Annotated in this window: 29 protein-coding genes and 1 pseudogene; 11 read left to right on the top strand and 19 right to left on the bottom strand. The window is 67.2% G+C overall.

All coding sequences use genetic code 11. The annotated features are described in order from the left end of the window. Nucleotide 1: 1 nt before the first annotated feature. From ACFSXZ_RS35315 to ACFSXZ_RS35260, 12 genes are all read right to left on the bottom strand, one after another. Nucleotides 2-862, bottom strand: coding sequence for a PD-(D/E)XK nuclease-like domain-containing protein (locus tag ACFSXZ_RS35315; RefSeq protein ID WP_378270298.1), 861 nt, complete (start codon nucleotides 860-862; stop codon nucleotides 2-4). Then, nucleotides 846-980 (bottom strand): hypothetical protein, encoded by a 135-nt coding sequence (locus tag ACFSXZ_RS35310; protein ID WP_378270297.1) that lies wholly within the window; start codon nucleotides 978-980, stop codon nucleotides 846-848. Before ACFSXZ_RS35310 ends, ACFSXZ_RS35315 begins: the two co-directional genes overlap by 17 nt. Continuing rightward, nucleotides 977-1,141: a hypothetical protein gene (locus ACFSXZ_RS35305; protein ID WP_378270296.1), complete on the bottom strand. Its 165-nt coding sequence runs from the start codon at nucleotides 1,139-1,141 to the stop codon at nucleotides 977-979. Before ACFSXZ_RS35305 ends, ACFSXZ_RS35310 begins: the two co-directional genes overlap by 4 nt. After that, nucleotides 1,138-1,269: a hypothetical protein gene (locus tag ACFSXZ_RS35300; RefSeq protein WP_378270294.1), complete on the bottom strand. Its 132-nt coding sequence runs from the start codon at nucleotides 1,267-1,269 to the stop codon at nucleotides 1,138-1,140. The genes ACFSXZ_RS35305 and ACFSXZ_RS35300 overlap by 4 nt, the downstream gene beginning before the upstream one ends. Further along, nucleotides 1,266-1,619 (bottom strand): hypothetical protein, encoded by a 354-nt coding sequence (locus ACFSXZ_RS35295; protein ID WP_378270292.1) that lies wholly within the window; start codon nucleotides 1,617-1,619, stop codon nucleotides 1,266-1,268. The genes ACFSXZ_RS35300 and ACFSXZ_RS35295 overlap by 4 nt, the downstream gene beginning before the upstream one ends. Further along, nucleotides 1,616-2,041: a hypothetical protein gene (locus ACFSXZ_RS35290; RefSeq protein ID WP_378270290.1), complete on the bottom strand. Its 426-nt coding sequence runs from the start codon at nucleotides 2,039-2,041 to the stop codon at nucleotides 1,616-1,618. The genes ACFSXZ_RS35295 and ACFSXZ_RS35290 overlap by 4 nt, the downstream gene beginning before the upstream one ends. After that, nucleotides 2,038-2,304 (bottom strand): hypothetical protein, encoded by a 267-nt coding sequence (locus ACFSXZ_RS35285; RefSeq protein WP_378270289.1) that lies wholly within the window; start codon nucleotides 2,302-2,304, stop codon nucleotides 2,038-2,040. The genes ACFSXZ_RS35290 and ACFSXZ_RS35285 overlap by 4 nt, the downstream gene beginning before the upstream one ends. Next, on the bottom strand, nucleotides 2,301-2,774 hold the full coding sequence (locus ACFSXZ_RS35280) for a hypothetical protein (protein ID WP_378270288.1): 474 nt from the start codon (nucleotides 2,772-2,774) through the stop codon (nucleotides 2,301-2,303). Before ACFSXZ_RS35280 ends, ACFSXZ_RS35285 begins: the two co-directional genes overlap by 4 nt. Beyond that, nucleotides 2,771-2,959 carry a hypothetical protein gene (locus ACFSXZ_RS35275; RefSeq protein WP_378270286.1) on the bottom strand — a complete coding sequence of 63 codons (189 nt, stop codon included), beginning with the start codon at nucleotides 2,957-2,959 and terminating at the stop codon, nucleotides 2,771-2,773. The genes ACFSXZ_RS35280 and ACFSXZ_RS35275 overlap by 4 nt, the downstream gene beginning before the upstream one ends. Before the next feature lie 85 nt (nucleotides 2,960-3,044). Continuing rightward, nucleotides 3,045-3,929, bottom strand: coding sequence for a phage antirepressor KilAC domain-containing protein (locus ACFSXZ_RS35270; protein WP_378270285.1), 885 nt, complete (start codon nucleotides 3,927-3,929; stop codon nucleotides 3,045-3,047). Further along, on the bottom strand, nucleotides 3,926-4,093 hold the full coding sequence (locus ACFSXZ_RS35265) for a hypothetical protein (RefSeq protein ID WP_378270284.1): 168 nt from the start codon (nucleotides 4,091-4,093) through the stop codon (nucleotides 3,926-3,928). Before ACFSXZ_RS35265 ends, ACFSXZ_RS35270 begins: the two co-directional genes overlap by 4 nt. Beyond that, nucleotides 4,090-4,329: a helix-turn-helix domain-containing protein gene (locus ACFSXZ_RS35260; RefSeq protein WP_378270283.1), complete on the bottom strand. Its 240-nt coding sequence runs from the start codon at nucleotides 4,327-4,329 to the stop codon at nucleotides 4,090-4,092. Before ACFSXZ_RS35260 ends, ACFSXZ_RS35265 begins: the two co-directional genes overlap by 4 nt. Nucleotides 4,330-4,496: 167 nt before the next feature. Here ACFSXZ_RS35260 and ACFSXZ_RS35255 point away from each other — a divergent pair, with 167 nt between their 5' ends. Both ACFSXZ_RS35255 and ACFSXZ_RS35250 read left to right on the top strand, forming a co-directional pair. Then, nucleotides 4,497-4,862, top strand: coding sequence for a hypothetical protein (locus tag ACFSXZ_RS35255; RefSeq protein ID WP_378270281.1), 366 nt, complete (start codon nucleotides 4,497-4,499; stop codon nucleotides 4,860-4,862). Between the two features lie 116 nt (nucleotides 4,863-4,978). Further along, nucleotides 4,979-5,623: a hypothetical protein gene (locus tag ACFSXZ_RS35250; protein WP_378270279.1), complete on the top strand. Its 645-nt coding sequence runs from the start codon at nucleotides 4,979-4,981 to the stop codon at nucleotides 5,621-5,623. A gap of 1 nt (nucleotide 5,624) precedes the next feature. Here ACFSXZ_RS35250 and ACFSXZ_RS35245 read toward each other — a convergent pair whose 3' ends face one another. From ACFSXZ_RS35245 to upp, 4 genes and pseudogenes are all read right to left on the bottom strand, one after another. After that, a complete protein-coding gene (locus ACFSXZ_RS35245; protein WP_378270277.1) occupies nucleotides 5,625-7,034 on the bottom strand; it encodes a recombinase family protein in 1,410 nt (469 codons plus the stop codon). Between the two features lie 39 nt (nucleotides 7,035-7,073). Then, nucleotides 7,074-7,547 (bottom strand): annotated as a pseudogene (locus ACFSXZ_RS35240) (aldo/keto reductase); the annotation flags it as partial. Between the two features lie 53 nt (nucleotides 7,548-7,600). Then, the gene (locus ACFSXZ_RS35235) at nucleotides 7,601-7,996 is read right to left on the bottom strand and encodes a MerR family transcriptional regulator (protein WP_378270275.1); all 396 of its coding nucleotides are present in this window, start codon (nucleotides 7,994-7,996) and stop codon (nucleotides 7,601-7,603) included. Between the two features lie 56 nt (nucleotides 7,997-8,052). Then, a complete protein-coding gene (upp, locus tag ACFSXZ_RS35230; RefSeq protein ID WP_378270274.1) occupies nucleotides 8,053-8,676 on the bottom strand; it encodes a uracil phosphoribosyltransferase in 624 nt (207 codons plus the stop codon). A gap of 236 nt (nucleotides 8,677-8,912) precedes the next feature. Here upp and ACFSXZ_RS35225 point away from each other — a divergent pair, with 236 nt between their 5' ends. From ACFSXZ_RS35225 to ACFSXZ_RS35210, 4 genes are read left to right on the top strand one after another with little or no spacing between them, the layout of a single operon-like run. Next, the gene (locus tag ACFSXZ_RS35225) at nucleotides 8,913-9,509 is read left to right on the top strand and encodes a DUF1707 SHOCT-like domain-containing protein (protein WP_378270451.1); all 597 of its coding nucleotides are present in this window, start codon (nucleotides 8,913-8,915) and stop codon (nucleotides 9,507-9,509) included. 39 nt (nucleotides 9,510-9,548) lie between these two features. Further along, the gene (gene deoC, locus ACFSXZ_RS35220; RefSeq protein ID WP_378270272.1) at nucleotides 9,549-10,487 is read left to right on the top strand and encodes a deoxyribose-phosphate aldolase; all 939 of its coding nucleotides are present in this window, start codon (nucleotides 9,549-9,551) and stop codon (nucleotides 10,485-10,487) included. A 19-nt stretch (nucleotides 10,488-10,506) separates the two neighbouring features. Beyond that, on the top strand, nucleotides 10,507-11,940 hold the full coding sequence (locus ACFSXZ_RS35215; RefSeq protein WP_378270270.1) for an aldehyde dehydrogenase family protein: 1,434 nt from the start codon (nucleotides 10,507-10,509) through the stop codon (nucleotides 11,938-11,940). Then, the gene (locus ACFSXZ_RS35210) at nucleotides 11,933-12,799 is read left to right on the top strand and encodes an aldehyde dehydrogenase family protein (RefSeq protein WP_378270269.1); all 867 of its coding nucleotides are present in this window, start codon (nucleotides 11,933-11,935) and stop codon (nucleotides 12,797-12,799) included. Before ACFSXZ_RS35215 ends, ACFSXZ_RS35210 begins: the two co-directional genes overlap by 8 nt. A 173-nt stretch (nucleotides 12,800-12,972) precedes the next feature. On the opposite strand, the gene ACFSXZ_RS35205 is transcribed toward ACFSXZ_RS35210, so the two are convergent. Next, entirely contained in the window at nucleotides 12,973-13,611 is a 639-nt protein-coding gene (locus ACFSXZ_RS35205) for a TetR/AcrR family transcriptional regulator (protein ID WP_378270267.1), read from the bottom strand. Between the two features lie 288 nt (nucleotides 13,612-13,899). Here ACFSXZ_RS35205 and ACFSXZ_RS35200 point away from each other — a divergent pair, with 288 nt between their 5' ends. The 5 genes from ACFSXZ_RS35200 (at nucleotide 13,900) to ACFSXZ_RS35180 (ending at nucleotide 18,976) form a co-directional block, all read left to right on the top strand. Continuing rightward, a complete protein-coding gene (locus ACFSXZ_RS35200; RefSeq protein ID WP_378270265.1) occupies nucleotides 13,900-15,027 on the top strand; it encodes a cytochrome P450 in 1,128 nt (375 codons plus the stop codon). Between the two features lie 108 nt (nucleotides 15,028-15,135). Continuing rightward, nucleotides 15,136-16,317, top strand: coding sequence for a cytochrome P450 (locus tag ACFSXZ_RS35195; protein ID WP_378270263.1), 1,182 nt, complete (start codon nucleotides 15,136-15,138; stop codon nucleotides 16,315-16,317). A 12-nt stretch (nucleotides 16,318-16,329) separates the two neighbouring features. Further along, entirely contained in the window at nucleotides 16,330-17,520 is a 1,191-nt protein-coding gene (locus tag ACFSXZ_RS35190; protein ID WP_378270261.1) for a cytochrome P450, read from the top strand. Nucleotides 17,521-17,532: 12 nt separating this feature from the next. Then, a complete protein-coding gene (locus ACFSXZ_RS35185) occupies nucleotides 17,533-18,717 on the top strand; it encodes a cytochrome P450 (protein ID WP_378270260.1) in 1,185 nt (394 codons plus the stop codon). 67 nt (nucleotides 18,718-18,784) lie between these two features. Continuing rightward, nucleotides 18,785-18,976 (top strand): ferredoxin, encoded by a 192-nt coding sequence (locus ACFSXZ_RS35180; protein ID WP_378270258.1) that lies wholly within the window; start codon nucleotides 18,785-18,787, stop codon nucleotides 18,974-18,976. 51 nt (nucleotides 18,977-19,027) lie between these two features. On the opposite strand, the gene ACFSXZ_RS35175 is transcribed toward ACFSXZ_RS35180, so the two are convergent. Together ACFSXZ_RS35175 and ACFSXZ_RS35170 are read right to left on the bottom strand one after the other, a co-directional pair. Next, nucleotides 19,028-20,293 (bottom strand): cytochrome P450, encoded by a 1,266-nt coding sequence (locus tag ACFSXZ_RS35175; RefSeq protein ID WP_378270256.1) that lies wholly within the window; start codon nucleotides 20,291-20,293, stop codon nucleotides 19,028-19,030. Between the two features lie 265 nt (nucleotides 20,294-20,558). Further along, nucleotides 20,559-23,060, bottom strand: coding sequence for a DEAD/DEAH box helicase (locus ACFSXZ_RS35170; protein ID WP_378270254.1), 2,502 nt, complete (start codon nucleotides 23,058-23,060; stop codon nucleotides 20,559-20,561). Nucleotides 23,061-23,062: the final 2 nt, after the last annotated feature.

Raw genomic sequence — 23,062 nt, 5'->3', positions numbered from 1 at the left:
GTCAGAACTCCATTTCGTCGAGGGTGTCGGCGCGGTACCAGGCCGGCGACTGGATGGGGTGGATGCCGTCGCCGTAGCCGGGCCAGCGGCCGGTGGCCTCGCAGTTGGCGTAGAGGTTGATCGCGTAGCGGACGCGGTCGTAGGCGACAGCCAGGAAGTCCGAGTCGAGTTCGACCACGGACACCAGGTGCGGCGGCTCTTTTTCCACGAGCACATGGATGAAGCGAGGCGCGGCGCGGCCGGTGAGGATCGCGGTCCCGGTCTGGTAGTGGGCGCCCTGTTCCGGGTAGCCGTACTCGACGGCGTGCCGGGCGAACCGTTGCGGGTCGGCGCTGCGCGCCGACTTCAAGTCGACGGCGACGCCCGCCCTCTCGTGCCAGTAGTCGAGGCGGCCGCGGCACCGGATGCCGGCGAGCGGGTCGTCCCACAGGATCGACACCTCGGGTTGTGCGCCGGTCAGTAGCGGTCCGGCGTCGGGGTGGCTGAGCACGGCGTCGGCCATCGCCGCGACCTCGGCGTATTCCTCGGCCTTGAGCACGGTCTTGCCTTCGGCACGCGCCTCGGCGATGAATGCCTTGGCCGCCTTGGTGGAGGTGGCCCCGTTCGCGGCGAGCAGGTCTTCGGGGATCACGGCGACGGGCAGGCCGACGCCGAGGACGCGGGCGTGCACGGCGTGCCCGAAGTCGAACGTCTTCTTGGGCGGCGCGGGGTGGTCGGCGTGCCACCGGTACACGGCGGGCGCCTGCAACATCCGCTTGATGCCGGTGGAGGACAGGCCGGGCAGTGCGTGGTAGACCTCGTCCGGGATGCCGTCGTAGACGCCGGGTTCGGTGATCTGGAGGCGTTCAGCGGTCGCGGTCATCGTCGCCCCCGTCCTGCTTGGCCTCCCGCGCGATGCGTTCGGCGATCCGGTCGGCGGCGTCTTCGCAGGCGTGCACGTCGCCGTGTGTCTCGATCCACCTGGCGTCGCCGATGGTCACCGCGGGCCTCCCGTCGCCTCGATGCGGGCGCGTGCTTCGGCGTCGGCACGTGCGGCGGCCTGGTCGACCCCGCGGAAGAACTCCTCGCTGTCGCGGGCGGCGTTCTCGCCGATGACGTCGATGAGCGTGCGGTTGCCGACCGGCTGGAGCGGGCGCCTCACTGGTCACCGCCCGTCTTGCCGCCGTCCTGGCGCTGCTCGTTGAGGTTGGCGATGTCGCGGTCGATCTCGGCCCGGGTGCGCTCCTCGGGTCCGGCGATGGCGTCGGCGAGGCGGTCGATGAGGCTCACCGGGCACCGCCTTTCGGCGTCAACCACGCCTCGGCCTCGGTGAGGAACCCGGCTGACGTGTCGCCCTGGTGGTGGTAGCGCTCACCGTCGAACGTGGGCTTGCACCAGCAGTCGAAGGACAGGACGTGCTTGCGAGGGGCCGTGGCCTTCGCCCGGTGCTCTTCCAGTAGCGCCGGAAGGCACCGGCAGTCATCGGTGTTGTCGTGGTGGAAACCGATGCACCGGTCGTCGAAGCATCCGCAGGCGTCGCCGTACCACTTGCCGTCCGGGCAGCCGTTCAGCCGCGCCCATTCGGCCTGGCTGATCCCGGCCGCCTGCAAGGTTTCGCGGGCTTGCGCGTTGAGCTTCACGCGGTCACCGCCTGGGGTTCGCGCACGAACTCGGCGAGCTGGTCGAGGGTGAGGATGGTCCAGGCGTTGCCGCGCTCGTCGACTCGCTGGTACAGCGGGCGCAGGGCGCCGTCGTCGACGCTCCACACGGTCACGGTCAGCTCGTCGATGTCGCCGGTGGCCTTGACCTGGATGCGGCGGTCGTCCGGTTCCTGACTCTGGGGGCGGATGCGGATCGTGGGCTCAGCCAGGGTCTTCGCCCACGCCAGGACCGGGGCCGCGCCGTAGGTGTTGCCGCTGACCTGGAGGCGGACGGCGCCGTCGTGGGCCTCGTACGGGCCGGTCAGGTTGGTCTGCGGGAGGTCCGGGAAGAAGCTGAGGTGGTCGGCCAGGACGCGGAAGAGAATGGCCTGGGTACGCGCCGGGGTTTCGGTGGTGGTCACTGCTTGCTCGCTTCCCCGCCCTGGGGCGTGGTGGTCTGGGTGGCCTTGGTGTCGAACTGTTCCCAGGTGCGGCCGTGCTTGCCGCCGGTTTCGTGCCACAGCTCGGTGAGGAGGCACTTGAGTTCGATCACGGCGCCTGTGGCCATGCCGAGTGCGAGCCGGTCCCCATCGGGTCCGGCGGCCTCGTGCTTGGCCTCTTCCTGGCGTGCCTTGTCCAGGCGGGCCAACAGGTGCCGCTCGAAGTCGGCGAGGGTGTAGGTCACAGCGCGACCGCCTGACGTCGGGCGATCTCGACGACGATGTCGGTGTCGCTGGTCTCGTCCTGGTGGTGCACCCATGCGAGCGCGGCGTGGAAGCACTCGGGAGTGATGCAGCACTCGGTGTGGGCGTTGTCGCCGGTGATGCGCACGGAGGTCGGCTGGATGAGCCGGTGCGCGGGGGCTTCGGTCTCGCACCACTCGCAGTCCTGCGGGGAGTGGTCGGTGATCTCCCGTTCGTCCAGGCCCCGCCCGCCGAGGATCTCGAACACGGTCGCCGCGTCCCCGCAGCGCAGCAGCGGCGCGGTGCGCTCGGACGCGCGAGGCTTGGGCAGGCGGATGATGCGGGTGGTTTCGGCGGCGTGCTCGCTGTCGACGCGGGCGCGGAGCATGGCGACGGTGACGCGGTCGGGGCCGACACGGTGGGCGTGTCTCGGGACGTCCGGGCGGGGCCGGAGCAGGCGGGCGAGGTTCACGCCTTGCCTCCCCTGCTGCGGGTGGCGGCGCACTGGCGTTCGAGGGTGGCGCGGTCGTTCTCGGCCTGCTGGTGGGCGAGCCGTTGCGGCGGGATGCGGTCGACGTGGCCGAAGCCGTGCCGCTCGTCGAGGCACACACGCACTCTTTTCGAGGTGGTGGGCTTGTCGGTATTGTTGGTTCTCACCGGTGACTCCTTGCATGTGTTTTCCGGTGGTTGAGACCCGTCTCGTCTGTCCCGTCGAGGCGGGTTTCCCCTTGTCAGGGGAAGATCAGGAGGCGGCGGGAAGCTTGGCCAGCCGCTTGCGGATCAGCTCGATCCCCCGCGCAGTGATCCGCAGCGTGTAGTGGCTGCACGTGCCCCACGTGTGCTCGATGACCGTTTCCTTCGCGACGAAGTGGTGCGCGAACTCCGCGTAGAAGTCGTAGGAGACGGCGCCACACGGGGCGTGCTTCGGAAAGATCAGGTGCTCGTCAAGGAGGAACCGGCGCAGCTCCCCCTCGCGCATCCCCAGCAGCTTCGCGGCCTCACGCACCAAGCGGCTGCTGCCGTCCGCGATGAGGAAGGTCTCGGCGAGGTCGGCCTTCGGCTCCAGCTCGGCGACCTTCGCTTCGGCGGTTTCCAGCTGGCGGGCCTGCTTCGCGGCGAGCTCCAGCGCTTCGGCGAAGGTGTGCGGGATCTGGAACACGGATGCGGCCTCGTAGCCGTCCTGCACCGCGTCCCGCACGGCCCGGGCGATCGGCGAGTCACGCAGCAGCAGACCGACCCGGACCACTGCGCGACGGTTGAACACGGCGAGCCGGGGCGCGCGGGCACCGACCTGACTGACTTCCTTCAAGGAAGCCAGTTCTTTGCCCTCGATCACGCGGTAGCCGTTGGCGTTCATCTCGTCGCGGTTGTCGAACACGAGCGACGAGATCGCTGTCGTCCCAACCTCGTAGTAGTTCGCGACCATCTCGGTCGTCACGTGCACGCCGTCCGGCAGGAGCCGGAGCGCCTTGACCTTGTCGAGCACGTCGACGCGGTCGCCGTAGCGGTCCCGCTCGGCGCGCGGCATCGGCTCCAGGTCGGTGGCCGAGGTCAGTTCGGACATGTCATCCCTTCGGATCGGGGCGTTTTTCGTGGTGTTGCAGTAGTGCTCCACCGCCGTGCTCACGCCGCCTTGGTCCCCGCTCGGCGTGCCCTGGCGGCCCGGAAACCGGGGGCGAGGAGCGCGGCGATGCGCGCGAGGACTTCGGGCGGAGGCGGCGGTAGTTGGGCCAGTTCGGCCGCTCGACGGCGGGCGGCGGCGCGGATCTGTTCCCGCTGCTGCGGGGTCACGCCGCGTCCTTCAAGAGACGAGTCACGGGGACGCGCAGCACCTTCGCCATCGCCTTGAGTGCTGCTGGGCGGGGCTGATGCTTGCCGTTTTCGTAGCGCGAGACCTGCGACGGGGCGATGCCGTGTCCGGCCTCCTTGCATTCCTCGCTGAACGCCTTGAGCGACAAGCCGGCGCTCTCGCGGAGTGCGCGAAGGCTCTTGCTGTCGACGCGGTAGCTCGGTCGTCCATGGGCCATGCGGTCACAGTAATCCCGATCGGTTGCTGTCGCAACAGATTGCAACCGATCACTAGGTCTCAGACAGGTAACGACCTGCGATTACGTAGTTACTTCCTCACGCATGACTAGTGCTCTGTTGTGATCTGTTCTAATCTGCTGCCATGGACCGTCGGGAGGGCCCTGTGATGACGCATGAGGACGTACGGGCTCAACTCACCGAGGCGATGGAACGGCGACGAGTCGAACTCGGCCTGACCTGGCGACAGATAGCCGCGAAGTCGGGTCTGTCCATCGAGGCGCTGCGTTCCGTACGCAAGGAGCGCCGTGAGATCACGCCACCGACCCGGCGGGCGCTAGAGATCGGACTTGAGTGGCCGCGCGGCCACGTCACGGCCATCCTCGAAAGCAAGCTTGCATCCGACGAAGCCGAGCCGGAGCTCCGCGACGACGTCGAACGTCAGCTCTGGGCGATCAAGGAACTGGGCCGGGATAAGCGACTGGACTGGATCAGGCTGTACCGGCAACAGCTGGCGCAGGAAGACGCAGGGTAGAGCAAGACCCTTAAGTGGTTAGTTATCACTACGCCAAGAGCCTTATTCTTTGCCGCTAGGTAACGAATCGGACCAATTGGGCTAACACGCTCCCCCACAAAGCTGAGTATCACAATGTGACGCTCATCGTGTTTGCACTGTCGGTAATCGTTTTCGCGTTGCTCGTCTACGCCGTTCGAGCACACCGCCAAGCCCGCCGCGAGCGCTGTCGCATCGCCGGCCAGCTCGACGAACTCCTCCAAGCCGTGCGCGGCCACGAGCACGCCCAAGATCTCGTCATGTCCGTCATCAATGGCGAGCCGCGCGTGCAGCGGCGCCTCAGATCTGTTCCCTGCGAAATAGACAAATCATTGATTATCAAAGCTCGCAGCGTCGGCTTCGTCGCTATTGCGGCCCTATGCATCACCAGCATTCCCGCCGCACTGTTCACCAGCGACCGCGGAAACATCGCACTCCCTGCACCACAAACCCCGCCACCCGCCCCGGCCCAGACCATCACCACCTCGCTGACCGACAGCGCCGAGCCATTACTCACCACCACACCCGCCACACGCCAGGCCCCGCAACCCACCGCCTACACCACTCCGACAACCTCGGCGCCGACCACCCCGCCACCACCGCCACCGGCCGACACCTCAACAGCGGCCACGACACCCAGCATCACCCCGCCGTCGACATCGCTGACCTCCACAACCATCCCCACGTCAATCGTGCCCAGCCTGACCAGTGTCAAGCGTCCACGTCTGCGTGATCCGAACTGATCTACCCGAGGCCATAACCCGGCTTCGGTTCGATCAGAATCGAGTCCGGATCGAAGTACAGTCCGCCCTTCTTTCGGCCAGGCCGTGCACCGATCAGCGTCACCGCGACCGCCATGTCGAGGATCGCCCGCCGAGAACCCAGGGGCAGACCACCCCAGGCCTCCTCGATATCGGGCGCGTCCATCAAGACCGCCAGCGGTGTCGCCGTCAACCGGGCCCGCAGTCGCTCCTCGGTCTCCTCGAGTTCGGCGCTCCACTGGGCGCTGGTCGTGGAGAAGGTACGTAAGTCGATCTCGCGTTTGCCGAGCGCGGTGCGCAGCTGCTCCAGCTCGATCCGGATGGACTGCACCTTCGCCTGGAGCTCCGCGGTGGTCTCGTCATCGGGCCTTTCCGGCTGCCAGCCCTTCGCGCGCAAGGCGTCCAGGTAGGTGACGAACGTGATCTCGACGTACTCGTCGACCGGCTCGGCCGTGCGGTGCAGGTGCTTTTCGGTTCGGCACCGATAGGCGGATGCCGGCCTCTGGCCGCCGGTGGTGCCGACGCGCACGGTTGTTCCGTCGTCGCAGATGCCGCACAGGTACAGGCCACTGCCCAGCCACACCCGCGAGCGGGTACCGGGGTAGGTGTTGCGGGCCGGGTCGAGCAGGATGATCCGGACCGCGCGCCATTCGTGCTCGGACACGATGGCCGGCCATTGGGCGGGGCCGACGATCTCGCCCTTGTGCTCGATGAGCCCAGCGTTGCGGGCGCGGGTGAGTACGGACCGGATAGCCGGGCGGGCCCAGGTTCCGCCTTTGCTGGTGGGCACGCCGCGGTCGATCCAATCCCGCATGATCGTGCCGAGCGACTCCCCTTCGAGGACGCGGCGGGTGGCGTCGCGGATCTCTTTCGCCTCGGCCTCGCGGATGGTCATCCCGTCGCGCTCGTAGCCGAAGGGGCGCGACGAGCCGCGGTACACGCCTCGTGCCGCCGCGTCGGCTTTCGCGAGCCGCATGCGTTCCTGGCCGTGCTCGATCTCGTGCTCGTTCACCGCGGCGACGACGCGCGCCATCATGCGGCCGGAGGCGGTGGAGAGGTCGATGTCGCCGGAGGTGACAGTGCGGATCTCGATCTTGTGTTCGTTCGCGATGTCGATGAGTTGCGCGAGATCGCGGGACCGGCGGTAGAGCCGGTCGGTGTGCCAGGCGACGATGGCGTCGGCCTGGTCGGTGCGGATCATCTCGATGAGGCGTTCGTAGGCGGGGCGTTTCTTTCCGCTGGCTGCGGAAATGTCGTTGTCGACGAGGATTTCGGCGACGTCCCAGCCGTTGCGTTCGACGAGTTCGCGGCATTCGCCCTCTTGGCGCTGGACGCCCGCGGCGCGGCCGGTGGGGTCGGAGGAGATGCGGCAGTAGATGAGGGCGCGCGTCATGCCCCCGAGTATAGGTTTAAACCGCCTCTACTTGACTTTTGACCATTCGCTTTGCAGAGCCGTGACCGGATGCACGGCGTGCGCGCGACGGATGGTCGCGGCGGAGGCTTCCGAAATCCCGAGACGGCGCACCTTGCCCTCGGCCACCAGTTCGGCGAGCGTGCCCCAGGTCTCCTCGACGCGTTCGGGGTCGACCCGATGCTGGTAGTACAGATCGATGTGGTCGACATCGAGGCGGCGCAACGACTCCTCGCAGCACTGCCTGACGTAGGCCGCGTCCCCGCGGACCGACGTGCCGCTCCCGTCGTGGACGATCCCGAACTTGGTGGCCAGTACCGCCTTTTCGCGGCGGGACGGGTCCTTCAGGGCCCGGCCGACGAGCTCTTCGTTGGCGCCCCTGCCGTAGACGTTCGCGGTGTCGATCAGGGTCACGCCCAGTTCGAGCGCCCGGTGAATGGTGGCGACGGATTCCCCGTCGTCGTCATGGACGCCGTAGGCGTGACTCATGCCCATGCAGCCGAGCCCCTGGGCGCCGACTTCGAGGTCACCGATCTTCCGGTTGGCGATCACGCGGAGATTTCCTCCCTCGTCGCGCCGGTGACGAACCGGCACACGGTCTCGTACTTGTCGATCTTGTAGTCCAGAACGTCCAAACAGGACTGGAGTTCGGCGATCCGTTCGCGTACCGAGCGCCGCTGCTCGACCAGGATCGCCATCCGCCGGGGTGCCGCGGCGTCGCCCTGCCACCGGAGCTGGGCGTATTCGCGCATCATCTTGATGGGCATGCCGGTGGTGCGCAGCTTCGTCAGGAACCCCAGCCACTCCAGGTCCTCGTCCGAGTACGCCCGGCGGCCGGCCGCGTCGCGCGCCGGCGGCTCCAAGAGCTTCATGCGCTCGTAGTAACGGAGAGTGTCGATGGACAGGCCACTCCGCCGTGCGGCTTCCGCTATCGAGTAGCTCATGGAGCGACACTACGACCTGGAGTGCACTCCAGGTCAAACCTCACCGTCACCGTTGTTCAGATCGCGCCGTACTGACGATCTCCCGCGTCACCGAGGCCGGGCACGATGAAACCCGAGTCGTTGAGCCGCTCGTCGACGCTCGCCGTGACCACCCGTACGGGCAGGCCGGAGTCCTCGAGGCGGTTGATTCCCTCCGGGGCGGCGAGCGCGCAGATCGCGGTGACGTCGGTGGCGCCCCGGTCGGTGAGCAGGCCGATCGTGTAGGCCATCGAGCCGCCGGTGGCGAGCATCGGGTCGAGGACGAACACCGGACGGTCGGCCAGGTTCTCCGGAAGCGACTCCATGTACGGGGTGGGTTTGAGGGTGTCCTCGTCGCGGGCGAGGCCGACGAATCCCATCTGCGCCGCCGGGATCAGCTTGTGGGCCTGGTCGGCCATGCCGAGGCCGGCGCGCAGGACCGGGACCAGCAGGGGCGGGCTCGCCAGGCGGTAGGCGTTCGCGCGCGCGACCGGAGTGTGGATGCGCTCCGAGACCACCGGCGCGTCCCGGGTGGCTTCGTAGATCAGCATGACGGTCAGCTCGTGCAGCGCGGCGCGGAAGGCGGCGCTGTCCGTGCGGGCGTCACGCATGGTCGACAGCCTGTCCTTGGCCAGCGGGTGATCGACGACCAGCACGTCCATGAGGCGTCACGTTACCAATCCAGCCAAAAAGTAGGCGGAGACGGTTCGTAACCGAAACGCTTGCGGGAACCGTTTCCGCCGTGGCTGTGGTCGGATTGGTAACGATCGACAAAGTAACAGCCGGGCGTTCGTTTTCTCAGTCGTCGCGGCCGATGGTCGTTTTCGCACCGGTCCCACCGCTCCGGCGATACCCTCACAGAGTGACCGACCAGTCCCCACCGCCTGAGCCGCCGCCGATGCGGGCTTCCCATGCCGACCGGGAACGCGTCGCGCAGATCCTGCACACCGCGTTGTCCGAGGGCCGGATTACCGTGCAGGAACTGGAAGAGCGGCTGGACACCGTCTATCAGGCGAAGACCCTCGCCGAGCTGGAACCGCCGGTCGCCGACCTGCCGAAGGTGCCGACGGGAACGCTGGAGCCCGTGACGTCACGTGATCCGGTGCTGGACCGGAGGATCGGCGGCACTCCCGGATCGGCGGCCTCGGTCGCGGTCATGTCGGGCGCGAGCCGTAAGGGTGCCTGGGTGGTGCCGGGGCAGCACACCAGCTTCGCGTTCTGGGGCGGCATCGAGATCGACCTGCGGGACGCCCGGTTCGCCGAACGGACTTCGACCATCACCGCGGTGGCCATCATGGGTGGCATCGAGATCGTGGTGCCTCCCGACGTCACCGTCGAGGTCGGCGGTTTCGGCTTCATGGGCGCCTTCGAAACCGAGGATCGCGAGAATCCCACCGGCACTCCGCCGCCCGGTGCCCCCGTGGTCCGGATCAACGGCTTCGCCTTCTGGGGCGCGGTCACGGTGATCCGGAAGCCGCGCAAGCAGCTCACGTGAGGCGCTTCACCTCGACATTCCTCAACTAGACTCGCCGGTATGACGACACTCGTGGCCGACGCGACCCGCGACGAGGCGAGTCTGCGGCGGTTCCTGCGTGGCCTGCCCGGTGTCGACCAGGTGGGCCTCGAAGCCAGGGCCGCGTCGCTGGCCACGCGGAGCATCAAGAAGGCGGCCAAACTCTGGGCGATCGACACCGCGATTTCGATGGTCGACCTGACCACGCTGGAGGGCGCCGACACCCACGGCAAGGTGGCCGCCCTGGCCGCCAAGGCGAGGCGGCCCGACCCGGAACGCCCGGACACGCCCCGGGTCGCGGCGGTCTGCGTCTACCCGGACCTGGCGGCGACCGCGGTGGAAAGCCTCAAGGGCACCGGAATCGGGGTCGCCAGCGTCGCCACGGCCTTTCCGTCCGGACGGTCGAGCCGTGCGGTGAAACTCGCCGACGTCGCGCTCGCGGTCGACTCCGGCGCGAGCGAAGTCGACATGGTGATCGACCGCGGCGCCTTCCTCGAAGGCCGCTACGGGCAGGTGTTCGAGGAGATCCAAGCGGTCAGGCAAGCCTGTGGCGAGGCCCACCTGAAGGTCATCCTGGAAACGGGTGAACTGGCCACCTACGACAACGTTCGCCGTGCGGCCTGGCTGGCGTTGCTGGCGGGCGGGGACTTCATCAAGACCTCGACCGGGAAGGTGTCGCCGGCCGCCACCCTGCCCGTGACGCACGTGATGTTGCAGGCGGTCCGGGACTGGTACAAGGTCACCGGAGAGCGGCGCGGCGTGAAACCCGCGGGCGGCATCCGGACCACCAAGGACGCGATCCGTTACCTGGTCGCGGTGCACGAGGTCGCGGGCGAAGAATGGCTCACCCCGGAGAAGTTCCGGTTCGGCGCGTCCAGCCTGCTCAACGACCTTGTGCTGCAACGCCGGACGCAGCTCGGCGGGCACTACAGCGGCCCCGACTACGTGACCGTGGACTAAAGCTGGGGGAACAAGACACATGGCCCTGTTCGACTACGCACCCGCGCCGGAATCCCGGGACATCGCCAATCTCAAACCGGCCTACCGCCCGTTCGTCGACGGTGAGTTCACCGATGGGGCGGGAGAACCGCTGAAGACGATCAATCCGGCCACCGGCGAGGTGCTCGCCGAGGTGGGCACCGCGGCACCGTCCGATGTGGACAAGGCGGTGAAGGCCGCCCGGCGTGCCTTCGAAAAGACCTGGGGCCCGATGCCGGGGAGCGAGCGGGCCAAGTACCTGTTCCGGATCGCGCGGTTGATCCAGGAACGTTCGCGCGAACTCGCGGTGCTGGAGACGCTCGACAACGGCAAGCCGATCAAGGAATCACGGGACACGGACCTGCCCGCCGTCGCCGCGCATTTCTTCTACCACGCGGGCTGGGCGGACAAGCTGGCCTACGCCGGGTACGGTCCCGATCCGAAGCCTCTGGGCGTGGCGGGCCAGATCATCCCGTGGAACTTCCCGCTTCTCATGCTCGCCTGGAAGATCGCGCCCGCGCTGGCCACGGGCAACACGGTCGTGCTCAAGCCCGCCGAAACCACCCCGTTGACCGCGCTGGTATTCGCCGACATCTGCCGGCAGGCGGGGCTGCCACCGGGAGTGGTGAACATCCTGCCCGGCGCCGGTCACGTCGGCGCCGAGATCGTCCGCCATCCCGACGTGAACAAGATCGCGTTCACCGGCTCCACCGATGTCGGCAAGCTGATCCAGCGCGAGGTCGCGGGCACGCCGAAACGGCTCACCCTGGAACTCGGCGGAAAGGCGGCGAACATCGTCTTCGACGACGCGCCGCTCGACCAGGCCGTCGAAGGCATCGTCAACGGGATCTTCTTCAACCAGGGCCACGTGTGCTGCGCCGGTTCCCGGCTGCTCGCCCAGGAATCCATTGTGGACGAACTGACCGACCGGCTGCGCGAGCGCGTCTCGACCCTGCGACTCGGCGACCCGCTGGACAAGAACACCGACATCGGTGCCATCAACTCGGCGGAGCAACTGGCCAAGATCCGCGAGCTGACCGAGGCCGGTGAGGCCGAGGGCGCGCAACGGTGGACCAGTCCGTGCCCGGTGCCCGATCGCGGTTTCTTCTTCGCGCCCACCGTGTTTTCCGGCGTGCACCAGTCGATGCGGATCGCCAGGGAGGAGATCTTCGGACCGGTGCTGTCCGTGCTCACCTTCCGCACGCCCGACGAGGCGGTCGCCAAGGCCAACAACACGCCCTACGGGCTTTCCGCCGGAATCTGGACGGAGAAGGGGTCTCGCATCCTCGCGATCGCGGGCCGTCTTCGCGCCGGAGTGGTGTGGGCGAACACGTTCAACCGCTTCGACCCGACGGCGCCTTTCGGTGGCTACCGGGAATCGGGGTTCGGCCGCGAGGGCGGCCAGGCGGGTCTGGAGGGTTATCTCGATGCGTGATCGGGTCACGGTCTCGAAGACCTACAAGCTGTTCATCGGCGGGAAGTTCCCCCGGTCGGAGTCGGGCCGGGTGTATCCGGTCCACGACGGCAAGGGCGCGTTCCTCGCCAACGCCGCGCACGCCTCGCGCAAGGACCTCCGTGACGCGGTTTCCGCTGCCCGGAAGGCTTTCGCCGGCTGGTCCGGCGCGACCGCCTACAACCGCGGCCAGGTGCTCTACCGGGTGGCGGAGATGCTGGAGGGACGCCGGGACCAGTTCGTGAGCGAGGTTTCGGCCTCGGAGAAGGTCTCCGCCCGCCAAGCAGAGTCCATTGTGGACGCTTCGGTGGACAGGTGGGTCTGGTACGCGGGGTGGACCGACAAGATCGCCAGCGTGCTCGGGGCCGCCAATCCCGTGGCCGGACCGTACTTCTCGTTCACCGTTCCCGAGCCGACCGGGGTGGCCGGCGTGCTCGCGCCCCAGCGGTCCAGCCTGCTCGGCCTGGTCAGCGTGCTGGCTCCGGTACTGGCGACCGGATGCACCGCAGTCGTGGTGAGCAGCGCCGACCGGCCCCTGCCCGCGATCACTCTTTCGGAGGTGCTGGCGACCTCGGACGTGCCGGGCGGGGTCGTGAACATCCTGACCGGGCAGGCGGCCGAACTGGGACCGTGGCTTGCGTCCCACGGCGATGTCGACGCCCTGGACACGACCGGCGTCGAAGGGGAACTGCGCACCGAACTGGTACGCGCGGCCGCCGGAACCGTCAAACGGGTGCTGTCCCCGCCCGCCGGCGAACCCGACTGGACCTCCGCGCCCGGTATCACCCGCCTCCGCCACTACCTGGAGCCCAAGACGGTCTGGCACCCCGCCGGGCTCTGACGGGTTGTGGAGGAAGGAGCGTTTACTACGGATGACCCGTGTCGATCGGCGGCCGGACGTAAAGCGTGTCCGGCCGCGTGCAGCGGCCTCCGGCGGAAAATTCTTGCTGTGGACGCTCGCCGCTGCCGCCTCCGGCCGAGCAAACGCTCCTTCCTCCAGTTCAGGGCTCCAGTTCAGCGCTTGCGCAGGTCGTCGCCGGTGACGGGGCGGCCTGGCAGCGGTGAGGTACCGCCGGCCCGCAGGCCGTCGACGATGACTCCCAGCGCCCGGTCGAGCACGGTTTCCGACCACTTCTCGTCGGAACCGAACCGGTTGGGGCGCAGCAACATCGAGCACAGGAGGGCGACATCCCCGGCGGCCACGTCGTCGCGCATCGAGCCGTCGGCCTGGGCGGCCTGGATCAGTTCGTCGAGCACGGCCATGATCCCGTCGCGGAACTCCTGGGTCTTCTCGTCGTTCCTGATGATCGCCCAGGCCAGCGGTGAGACGACCGCGAGGTGCACGCTGAGCTTCAGGTCGAGCGAGCGGGTGAGCAACCGGACGATCGCCTGCCAGGCGCTCGGTTCCTCGGCGGCCACCGCCCGGGCCTCGGCGAGGACGACCTCGAAGTTGTCACGTGCCACCGCGCGGATCAGCGCCTCGCGGTCGGGAAACCGCCGGTAGAGGGTGCCGACCCCGACACCGGCCCCGCGAGCGATGTCCTCCATCGGGACGTCGGGACCGAACTCGAGGAACATCTTCTTGGCCGCGGCGATGATCTGCTCGCGGTTGCGGCGCGCGTCGGCCCGCAGCGTCTCGGGTTCGGCCGTCATTCCCGGATTGTCTCATCCGGGAAAGACGCTGGGGTGACAATCCGGCCAGGTCATCCCGTTGCCATCCGCGTCCGGATCACCACGAGGAGTACCCGTCGGGGCAATAGTTGACCATATGACAACAGAGGACGTTGGACGGACACCTGAGATTTCGGTACCGTGGGAACTGACAAGCGGAGGTTTTCCTTCCGCATTACTCCGTTCGGATCGGGACCGAGGAGATCCGTCGTCGTGGACCTGGCCGTCACCCGTACTTGCCCGCACTCACCCCACCCCCAGCACCTTGAGTTGCGTGAGAGGGGACCGATCTCCCGCGTCACGCTGCCCAACGGAGTGACCACGTGGGTGCTCACGCGCCACGAGGACATCCGCGTCGCACTGTCCGACCCGAGGTTGAGCGCCGACCGCTCCCGTCCGGGATTTCCCATGCCGGTGGTCACCCCCAGGCGAGGCGCTCAGCCCTTCGGGAAGTTGCTCACTTCGATGGATTCGCCTGAGCACGGGTCCGCCCGCCGCGCTGTGGTCGGCGAATTCACCGTCAAGCAGATCGCCCACCTCAGGCCTCGCATCCAGCAGATCGTCGACGAGCACATCGACGCCATGCTCGCCGGAGAACGGCCCACCGACCTCGTCAAAGCGCTGTCGCTACCCGTGCCGTCCCTGGTCATCTGCGAGCTGCTCGGCGTCCCGTACGCCGACCACGAGTTCTTCCAACACCACAGCTCCATGCTCCTGCGCCACGAAATCTCCGACGACGAGCGAGGAAAGGCGCTACGGGAACTGCGATCCTACTTCGACGACCTGGTCACCGCGAAGGAAGCCGACGAGCCGGACGACCTGCTCGGCCGCCAGATCCGCAAACAACGCGAAGACGGCGAAATCGACCACGAAGGCCTCGTCAGCCTCGCCTTCCTCCTCCTGCTCGCCGGGCACGAAACCACCGCCAACATGATCTCGCTCGGCACCCTCGCACTCCTCCAAAACCCCAGCCAACTGGCCGCCATCAAGAACGACCCCACCAAAACCCCCGCAGCCGTCGAGGAACTCCTCCGCTACTACACGATCATCGACTTCGCCGTCGCGAGGATCGCGGTGGCGGAGATGGAAATCAGCGGCGTGCGGATCAACGCCGGTGAAGGCGTGGTCGCCCTGACGCATCTGGCCGACCACGATAATGCGCTCTTCGCCGATCCTCAGCGTCTCGACATCGACCGGGGAGCCCGGCACCATCTGGCGTTCGGTTTCGGGCCTCACCAGTGCCTTGGCCAGAATCTCGCCCGGGTGGAACTCCAAATCGTCTTCGACACCCTCTTCGCCCGCCTTCCCGGCCTCAGACTCGCCGAACCGGCGGACACCTTGCCGTTCAAGGACGACGCCAAGGTCTACGGCCTCTACAAACTGCCCGTCACGTGGTGAGGAGATTCGAATGACCCGTCTCTCCGCTCCCGTCCAGCCATCCCTCTCGCATCCGGAACACGTCCGATCGCATTTGAGTCCTATTTGGACAGAAGGGGGCTCGTCCTCATGAAGTTGGCCGTCACCCGCACCTGCCCGCACGCGCCTCATCCGGAAAATGTCCGGCTGAGCCAGGAGGAACCGATCCCCCGCGTCACGCTGCCCAGCGGAATGGAAGCGTGGTTGCTGACGCGACACGAACATGTCCGGGCCGCGCTGACCGATCCACGGTTGAGCTCCGACCGGACCCGTCCCGGATTTCCCTTCCTGATCAGCGGCCAGGTCCCCGTGAGCGTCTTCAAACCGTCGCTGCTCACCATGGATCCACCGGAGCACGGGCCCGCCCGCCGCGCCGTGGTCGGCGAGTTCACCGTCAGGCGCATGGCCGCACTCCGGCCCCGCATTCAGCAGATCGTCGACGAGCACATCGACGCCATGCTCGCCGGGCCACGCCCCGTCGACCTCGTCAAGGCCCTGTCGCTGCCTGTTCCTTCCCTGGTCATCTGCGAACTGCTCGGCGTCCCGTACGCCGACCACGATTTCTTCCAGGGCCACACCACCCGGCTCCTGCGCCGGGAAACCCCGACGGACGAGCGGCGGGAGAAGGTGCTGGAACTGAGGTCCTACCTGGACAAGCTGGTCACCGCGAAGGAAGCCGACGAGCCGGACGACCTGCTCGGCCGCCAGATCCGCAAACAACGCGAAGACGGCGAAATCGACCACGAAGGCCTCGTCAGCCTCGCCTTCCTCCTCCTGCTCGCCGGGCACGAAACCACCGCCAACATGATCTCGCTCGGCACCCTCGCACTCCTCCAAAACCCCAGCCAACTGGCCGCCATCAAGAACGACCCCACCAAAACCCCCGCAGCCGTCGAGGAACTCCTCCGCTACTACACGATCGCCGGCCTTTCCGTGGTCAGGGCCGCCGTGGAGGACGTCGAAATCGGCGGTGTGGTGATCAAGGCGGGCGAGGGCGTGGTCGTCCAGATCCACCATGCCGACCATGACCCCGAAGTCTTCCGCGACCCCGCCGCCCTGGACTTCGACCGGGGCGCCCGCAATCACGTCGCGTTCGGTTTCGGTGCCCACCAGTGCCTTGGCCAGAACCTCGCGCGGATGGAACTCCAGATCGTTTTCGACACCCTCTTCGCCCGCATTCCGGACCTCAGGCTCGCGGTCGAAGAAAACCAGTTGCCGTTCAAGGACGACGCGAACATCTACGGCCTCTACGAGTTGCCCGTCACCTGGTAAGGAGATCCAAAAATGACCCTTCCCATCAAGCGCGTCTGCCCGCATCTCCCCAATCCCGAGCACGTCCGGTTGCGCGACGAGGAATCCGAGCGCCTTCCGCGGGTCATCATGCCCAGCGGCGTCCCGGCATGGGCGTTGACCCGGCACGAGGACATCCGCGCCATGCTGACCGACCCGCGGTTCAGTTCGGACCGGACCGACCCCGGCTTCCCCACGACGGTCAAGAACGCGCAACAAAGCGTCGGCATCCTGAAGAAGATGATGATCTCGATGGATTCGCCGGAACACGGACCCGCCCGCCGCGCCGTGATCAGCGAATTCACCGTCAAACGGATGGCCTCCCTCAAGCCTCGCATCCAGCAGATCGTCGACGAGCACATCGACGCCATGCTCGCCGGGCCACGCCCCGTCGACCTCGTCCAGGCTCTCTCCCTCCCGGTCCCCTCCCTCGTCATCTGCGAACTCCTCGGCGTCCCCTACGCCGACCACGAATTCTTCCAGGAACGCACGAAGGTCATGGTCAACCGGGAGAGTTCGGGCGAACGGCGGCGGACGGCGATCCAAGAGCTCGCGTCCTATTTGCACGATCTCGTGACCGAGAAGGAGCGGGACGAGCCCGACGACCTACTCGGCCGCCAGATCCGCAAACAACGCGAAGACGGCGAAGTCGACCACGAAGACCTGGTGAGCCTGGCCTTCCTGCTCCTGCTCGCCGGGCATGAGACCACCGCCAACATGATCTCGCTCGGCACCTACTCGCTGCTCGAAAACCCGGAGCAGCTCGCTTCGATCAAGGCCGACCCCACCAAGACTCCCGACGCCGTCGAGGAGCTCCTGCGTTACTTCACCATTGTCGATTTCGCGCTTTCCCGGGTAGCCCGCGAGGACGCCGAAATCGCCGGTGTCAAGATCAAGGCGGGCGAGGGCGTGGTGGCGCTGAGCCACACTGCAAACCATGATCCCGAAGTGTTCGACGACCCCGACACGCTGAACCTCGAACGAGGCGCGCGGCACCATGTCGCCTTCGGCTTCGGGCCCCACCAATGTCTCGGCCAGAACCTCGCCCGGATGGAACTCCAAATCGTCTTCGACACCCTCTTCGCCCGCATTCCCGGCCTCAAGCTCGCCGAACCAGCGGACAAGTTGCCGTTCAAGGACGACGCTAACATCTACGGGCTCTACCAATTGCCGGTCACCTGGTAAGGAACCACCACCATGTCCTTCCCGATCACCCGCGCCTGTCCGCACATGCCGAATCCCGAGCACGTCCGGCTCCGCGAGCAGGGTGGAATTTCGCGCGTCATGATGCCCAACGGTGTCCACGCCTGGGCACTGACCCGGCACGAAGACGTGCGCACCATACTGTCCGACCCTCGGTTCAGTTCCGACCGCAGCCATCCTGGTTTCCCTTCCCCGCTCAAGGACGGGCAGAAAACCATAGGTGGCCTGCCGCGGATGCTCCTTTCCATGGATCCGCCGGATCACGGGCCGGCCCGCCGGGCCGTGATCGACGAATTCACCGTCAAACGCGTCGCCGGGCTCAGACCCCGTATCCAGCGGATCGTCGACGAGCACATCGACGCCATGCTCGCCGGGCCACGCCCCGTCGACCTCGTCCAAGCCCTGTCACTGCCGATCCCGTCCCTGGTGATCTGCGACCTTCTCGGTGTGCCCTACGCCGATCAGCAGTTCTTCCAGGAACGCACGAAGACGATGGTCAGCCGGGAAGCCAGTCCGGAGGAGCGCAAAAAGGCCGTCGGCGACTTCGTGTCCTATCTGGGCGAACTGGTCGCCGCCAAGGCCGCCGCGGAACCCGACGACCTGCTCGGCCGCCAGATCCGCAAACAGCGCGAAGACGGCGAAGTCGACCATGAAGGCCTGGTGAGCCTGGCGTTCCTGCTCCTGGTCGCCGGGCACGAGACCACCGCCAACATGATCTCGCTCGGCACCCTTGCCCTGCTTGAACATCCGGACCAGTTGGCCGTGCTCAAGGCTGATCCGGCCAAGACACCCGCCGCGGTCGAAGAACTCCTGCGTTACTTCACCATCATCGATTTCACGCTTTCCCGGGTAGCCCGCGAGGACGCCGAAATCGCCGGTGCCAGGATCAAGGCGGGCGAAGGCGTGGTGGTCCTGAGTCTTCTGGCCAACCACGACCCCGACGTCTTCGACGACCCGGGCACGCTGAATCTCGAACGCAGCGCGCGCAATCACATCACCTTCGGCTTCGGCGGCCATCAGTGTCTCGGCCAGAACCTCGCCAGGTTGGAGCTCCAAATCGTCTTCGACACCCTCTTCGCCCGCATTCCCGGCCTGAGGCTCGCCGAGCCGGCGGATAAGCTGCCATTCAAGGACGACGCGAACATCTACGGCCTTTACCGGCTTCCGGTCACCTGGTAAGTGGTCGTGGCCGTTAGGGTTTGACTTCGCGCGCGAACGAGGTCAAGTACAGGGAGAAGGGATTTCCATGCGGATCGTGGCGGACAAGGATCTCTGCGTCGGTGCGGGCCAGTGCGTGCTCACCGACCCTCAGGTCTTCGACCAGAGCGACGAGGACGGCACCGTGGTGGTGCTGGTGGAGCGTCCGACGGACCTCGAGAAGGCGCGGGAAGCGGTGCACATCTGCCCCAGCGGCGCCCTTTCGCTCGTCGAAGAGTGACCTGGTGGTGTGGGGGCCTGGGGGGCTTGTCCCCAGACCCCCACACCACGCTCAGAGCAGCACGGGAAGCGAGTCCAGGCCGTAGACGATGGACGTCTGACGGAATTTCAGGTCTTCGGGCGCGACGGCCAGCCGCATCTCCGGGAACCGCCGCACCAGCGCCGGATACGCGGCGCGTAGTTCCATGCGGCCGAGTTCGGCCCCCACGCACCGGTGCGCGCCCCAGCCGAACGCCAGGTGTGACGACGCGCCGCGGGCCGGATCGAAACGCTCCGGGTCCTCTCCCAGTGCCGGATCCCGGTTGGCACCGCTCAACGAGACGAAGACGACGTCCCCCGCCTCGATCTTCGCGTCACCGATTTCGACGCTCTGCCGGGCGAAGCGCGGGAACGCGACCTGCACCACGGTGAGATACCGCAGCAGTTCCTCGACGAAATCGTCGATCGCGTCGTCCCGGTCGCGGATCAGCTCGAAATGCTCGCGATCGCGCAGCAGCACGATCGCGCCGAGCGCCAGCATGCTCGCCGTCGTCTCGAAACCGCCGGTCAGCACCCCATCGGCGAGGCCGGCGAGCTCACGGTCGCCGATCTCGTCACCGTGCTCCTTGATGAGCATGCCGAGCAGGCCGTCGCCCGGCGACTCACGCTGTTTGGCGACCACCCCCAGCAGGTAGGACAGCGACTCCGACATCGCGCCGAAGGACGCGGTCACCCCGCCGAACAGATCGAACCGGGCCATACTCAGCCGCTGGAAGCCGGCCCTGTCCTCGTAGGAGACGCCGAGCAGTTCGCAGATCACCAGTGAGGGGATGGGGAGCGCGAAGTCACGCATCAGGTCGACCGGCTCGTCCGAGGCCGCCATCGCGTCCAGTCGCTCGTTGACGACCTCGTGGATACGCGGGGTGAGACGGGACAGCCTGCGCATCGTGAACTCGGGCGCCAGCAGTTTGCGCAACCGGGTGTGGTCCGGCGGGTCGGCGAACCCGAGGCCTCCCGGGTTCTCTTCGGCCGATGTCCCCGTCGTGCCCATCAGGTTCGTGTAGTCGTTGCTGAACTTGCCGGTGGCCACCAGCACCTGCTTGGCCTCTTCGTACCCGGTGACCAGCCAGGCACGCAGGCCGAAGGGCAGCTTCAACCGGCCGATCGGCTCGGTTTCCCGGCGTTGCCCCAACTCGGGGACCGGGTCCAAACCGGAACGGCGAAGCGGCATCAGCGTGGCGTCGGGAAGCAACGAAAGCAGGTCAACGCCCTTTTTCTGCTTTCTTTCAAGGTATTTACGCCCAAGCCACGAAACGACGCGCGAGCGAAGGTCGGCCATATCCGGATGTTACAGGCACGACGGAGGTGAACCGGGTCCTCGGGAGTGCCCGTTCGGTCACAGTGCTCCGCCGCGAGCTTGCGCGCCCCGCGATCGTGTCGACAGGGCACTCCTTGTAAACGTGCCTCACGCTGAGCAGTTGGGTGCCCTGCCGCCCCGGTGAGGGGGTCTGGGGGCTTGCCCCCAGCGGGGATATGGGGGACCGCGTCCCCCATAAAACACCGGAAAGGACTGGCGCGCGCTGTGGTCACCTTGACTGCCGCGGTCAGAGCTGATCGACCGCGGTGACCTGGAGCACGGCGGAGCCCGCTTCGTCCGAGGCCGCGAGATCGACTTCGGCACTGATGCCCCAGTCGTGATGCCCCGCCGGATCGTCGAAGATCTGGCGGACGCGCCAGAGTCCGGTCTCCTTCTCGATGATCAGCAAGGCCGGTCCGCGCGCGTCCGGACCGGTGCCGAGATCGGCGTGCTCGGCGAAATACTCGTCCAGCGCGGCCTCCCATTCGACCGCGTCCCAGCCGGAACCGGCGTCGAGCGCGCCCAGTTCCTCGTAGGCACGCCGCGCTGCCAGCTCGACCCGCCGGAACAGCTCGTTGCGCACCATGACCCGGAAGGCCCGCTCGTTCGCGGTGATCGGCGCGACCCGGTCGGGCAGCGGCACGGCGGGTCCGGCCTCGCCGGGATGCCGCAGCGATTCCCACTCGTCGAGCAGGCTGGAGTCGACCTGCCGCACCAGTTCGCCGAGCCACGCGATGAGGTCCTGCAACGGTTCGGTCTTCGCCTCCTCCGGCACCGTGTGCCGGAGCGCGTCGTAACAGTCCGCTAGATACCGCAGGACCAGTCCCTCCGAGCGGGCCAGGGAGTAGAAGTTGACGTACTCCACGAAGTTCATCGCGCGCTCGTACATGTCGCGCACGACCGATTTCGGGGACAGGGCGTAGTCGTCCACCCACGGATGACCCTGGCGGTACCGGGAATAGGCCGCGTCGAGCAGCTCTTCCAGCGGCTTGGGATGGGTGACCTCGTCGAGCAGCGCCATCCGCTCGTCGTACTCCATGCCCTCGGCCTTCATCGCGGCGACCGCCTCGCCGCGCGCCTTGAACTTCTGCTGCGAAAGCACCGGACGCGGATCGTCCACAGTGGATTCGATGATGGACACCACGTCGAGCGGATAGGCGGCGTCCTCGGGATCGAGCAGTTCGATCGCGGCCAGGGCGAACGGGGAAAGCGGCTGGTTCAGCGCGAAATCGAACTGGAGGTCCACGGTGAGCCGGACGATCCGGCCCTCCTCGTCCGGGGCGGGAAGCCGCTCGACGACACCCGCGGCGAGCAGGGCGCGGAAGATCGCGAACGCGCGCAGGATGTGTTTCCGCTGCGCCGGGCGGTCCTCGTGGTTGTCCTCCAGCAGATGCCGCATGTGCGCGAAAGCGTTGCCCGGCCGCGAAATGACGTTCAGCAGCATCGAATGGCTGACCTGGAAGCTCGACGTCAACGGCTCCGGCGGCGACGCGATGAGCCGCTCGAAGGTGCTCTCGGTCCAGTTGACGAATCCCTCGGGCGCCTTCTTGCGCACGATCTTGCGCTTCTTCTTCGGGTCGTCGCCGGCCTTTTCCAGTGCCTTGGCGTTCTCGACCACGTGGTCGGGCGCCTGCACCACCACGTAACCGTCGGTGTCGTATCCGGCGCGCCCGGCGCGACCCGCGATCTGGTGGAACTCACGGGCCTTGAGATGCCGCTGGCGGACACCGTCGTACTTGGTCAGCGCGGAGAACACCACCGTGCGGATCGGCACGTTGATGCCCACGCCGAGGGTGTCGGTGCCGCAGATGACCTTCAGCAGGCCGGCCTGTGCCAACTGCTCGACCAGCCTGCGGTACTTCGGCAGCATCCCGGCGTGGTGCACACCGATCCCGTGGCGAACCAGGCGGGAAAGCGTCTTGCCGAAGCCCGCCGCGAACCGGAACTCGCCGATCATCTCGGCGATCGCGTCCTTCTCGGCGCGGGTGGACACGTTGATGCTCATCAAGGCCTGCGCGCGCTCCACGGCGGCGGCCTGGGAGAAATGCACCACGTACACCGGTGCCTGCCCGCCGTTCAACAGCTCCGACATCGTTTCGTGCAACGGGGTCAGCGCGTAGCGGTAGGTCAGCGGAACGGGCCGCTGCGCCGAGGTGACGACCGCGGTGGGCCGCCCCGTGCGGCGGGTGAGGTCCTTTTCGAAGAACGTGACATCGCCGAGCGTGGCCGACATGAGCACGAACTGTGCCTTCGGCAGTTCCAGCAGCGGGACCTGCCAGGCCCAGCCGCGGTCGGGCTCGGAGTAGAAATGGAACTCGTCGGCCACCACCTGGCCCACCGGCGCGTCCGCACCGAATCGCAACGCGATGTTCGCCAGAATTTCGGCCGTGCAGCAGATGATCGGCGCGTCCGGGTTGACGTTGGAGTCGCCGGTCATCATCCCGACGTTGTCCGCGCCGAAAATCTCGATCAGCGCGAAGAACTTTTCCGACACCAGCGCCTTGATCGGCGCGGTGTAGAAACTGCGCATGCCCTGGGCCAACGCGGCGAAGTGCGCACCCACCGCGACCAGGCTTTTTCCCGAGCCGGTCGGGGTGGACAGGATCACGTTGGCGCCCGACACGACCTCGATCAGCGCCTCTTCCTGCGCCGGGTACAAGGTGAGGCCACGCTCGGCCGACCACTGGGTGAACGCCTCGAAGAGCGTGTCGGCGTCGGGATCCGCTGGTAGAAGGTCTGTGAGTGCCATTA

This window comes from Amycolatopsis pigmentata (assembly GCF_042684065.1).
GTDB classification, from domain to species: Bacteria; Actinomycetota; Actinomycetes; order Mycobacteriales; family Pseudonocardiaceae; genus Amycolatopsis_E; species Amycolatopsis_E pigmentata.
This window is presented reverse-complemented; position numbering and strand designations above follow the sequence as displayed.

Excerpts from the sequence above, each read along its gene's own strand:
- ACFSXZ_RS35185 (WP_378270260.1), top strand. The coding sequence starts at position 17,533 with ATGTCCTTCCCGATCACCCGCGCCTGTCCGCACATGCCGAATCCCGAG.
- ACFSXZ_RS35180 (WP_378270258.1), top strand. The coding sequence starts at position 18,785 with ATGCGGATCGTGGCGGACAAGGATCTCTGCGTCGGTGCGGGCCAGTGC.
- ACFSXZ_RS35315 (WP_378270298.1), bottom strand. The coding sequence starts at position 862 with ATGACCGCGACCGCTGAACGCCTCCAGATCACCGAACCCGGCGTCTAC.
- ACFSXZ_RS35190 (WP_378270261.1), top strand. The coding sequence starts at position 16,330 with ATGACCCTTCCCATCAAGCGCGTCTGCCCGCATCTCCCCAATCCCGAG.
- ACFSXZ_RS35225 (WP_378270451.1), top strand. The coding sequence starts at position 8,913 with ATGCGGGCTTCCCATGCCGACCGGGAACGCGTCGCGCAGATCCTGCAC.
- ACFSXZ_RS35255 (WP_378270281.1), top strand. The coding sequence starts at position 4,497 with ATGACGCATGAGGACGTACGGGCTCAACTCACCGAGGCGATGGAACGG.
- upp (WP_378270274.1), bottom strand. The coding sequence starts at position 8,676 with ATGGACGTGCTGGTCGTCGATCACCCGCTGGCCAAGGACAGGCTGTCG.
- ACFSXZ_RS35170 (WP_378270254.1), bottom strand. The coding sequence starts at position 23,060 with ATGGCACTCACAGACCTTCTACCAGCGGATCCCGACGCCGACACGCTC.
- ACFSXZ_RS35175 (WP_378270256.1), bottom strand. The coding sequence starts at position 20,293 with ATGGCCGACCTTCGCTCGCGCGTCGTTTCGTGGCTTGGGCGTAAATAC.
- ACFSXZ_RS35245 (WP_378270277.1), bottom strand. The coding sequence starts at position 7,034 with ATGACGCGCGCCCTCATCTACTGCCGCATCTCCTCCGACCCCACCGGC.
- ACFSXZ_RS35260 (WP_378270283.1), bottom strand. The coding sequence starts at position 4,329 with ATGGCCCATGGACGACCGAGCTACCGCGTCGACAGCAAGAGCCTTCGC.
- ACFSXZ_RS35195 (WP_378270263.1), top strand. The coding sequence starts at position 15,136 with ATGAAGTTGGCCGTCACCCGCACCTGCCCGCACGCGCCTCATCCGGAA.
- deoC (WP_378270272.1), top strand. The coding sequence starts at position 9,549 with ATGACGACACTCGTGGCCGACGCGACCCGCGACGAGGCGAGTCTGCGG.
- ACFSXZ_RS35215 (WP_378270270.1), top strand. The coding sequence starts at position 10,507 with ATGGCCCTGTTCGACTACGCACCCGCGCCGGAATCCCGGGACATCGCC.
- ACFSXZ_RS35210 (WP_378270269.1), top strand. The coding sequence starts at position 11,933 with ATGCGTGATCGGGTCACGGTCTCGAAGACCTACAAGCTGTTCATCGGC.
- ACFSXZ_RS35235 (WP_378270275.1), bottom strand. The coding sequence starts at position 7,996 with ATGAGCTACTCGATAGCGGAAGCCGCACGGCGGAGTGGCCTGTCCATC.
- ACFSXZ_RS35205 (WP_378270267.1), bottom strand. The coding sequence starts at position 13,611 with ATGACGGCCGAACCCGAGACGCTGCGGGCCGACGCGCGCCGCAACCGC.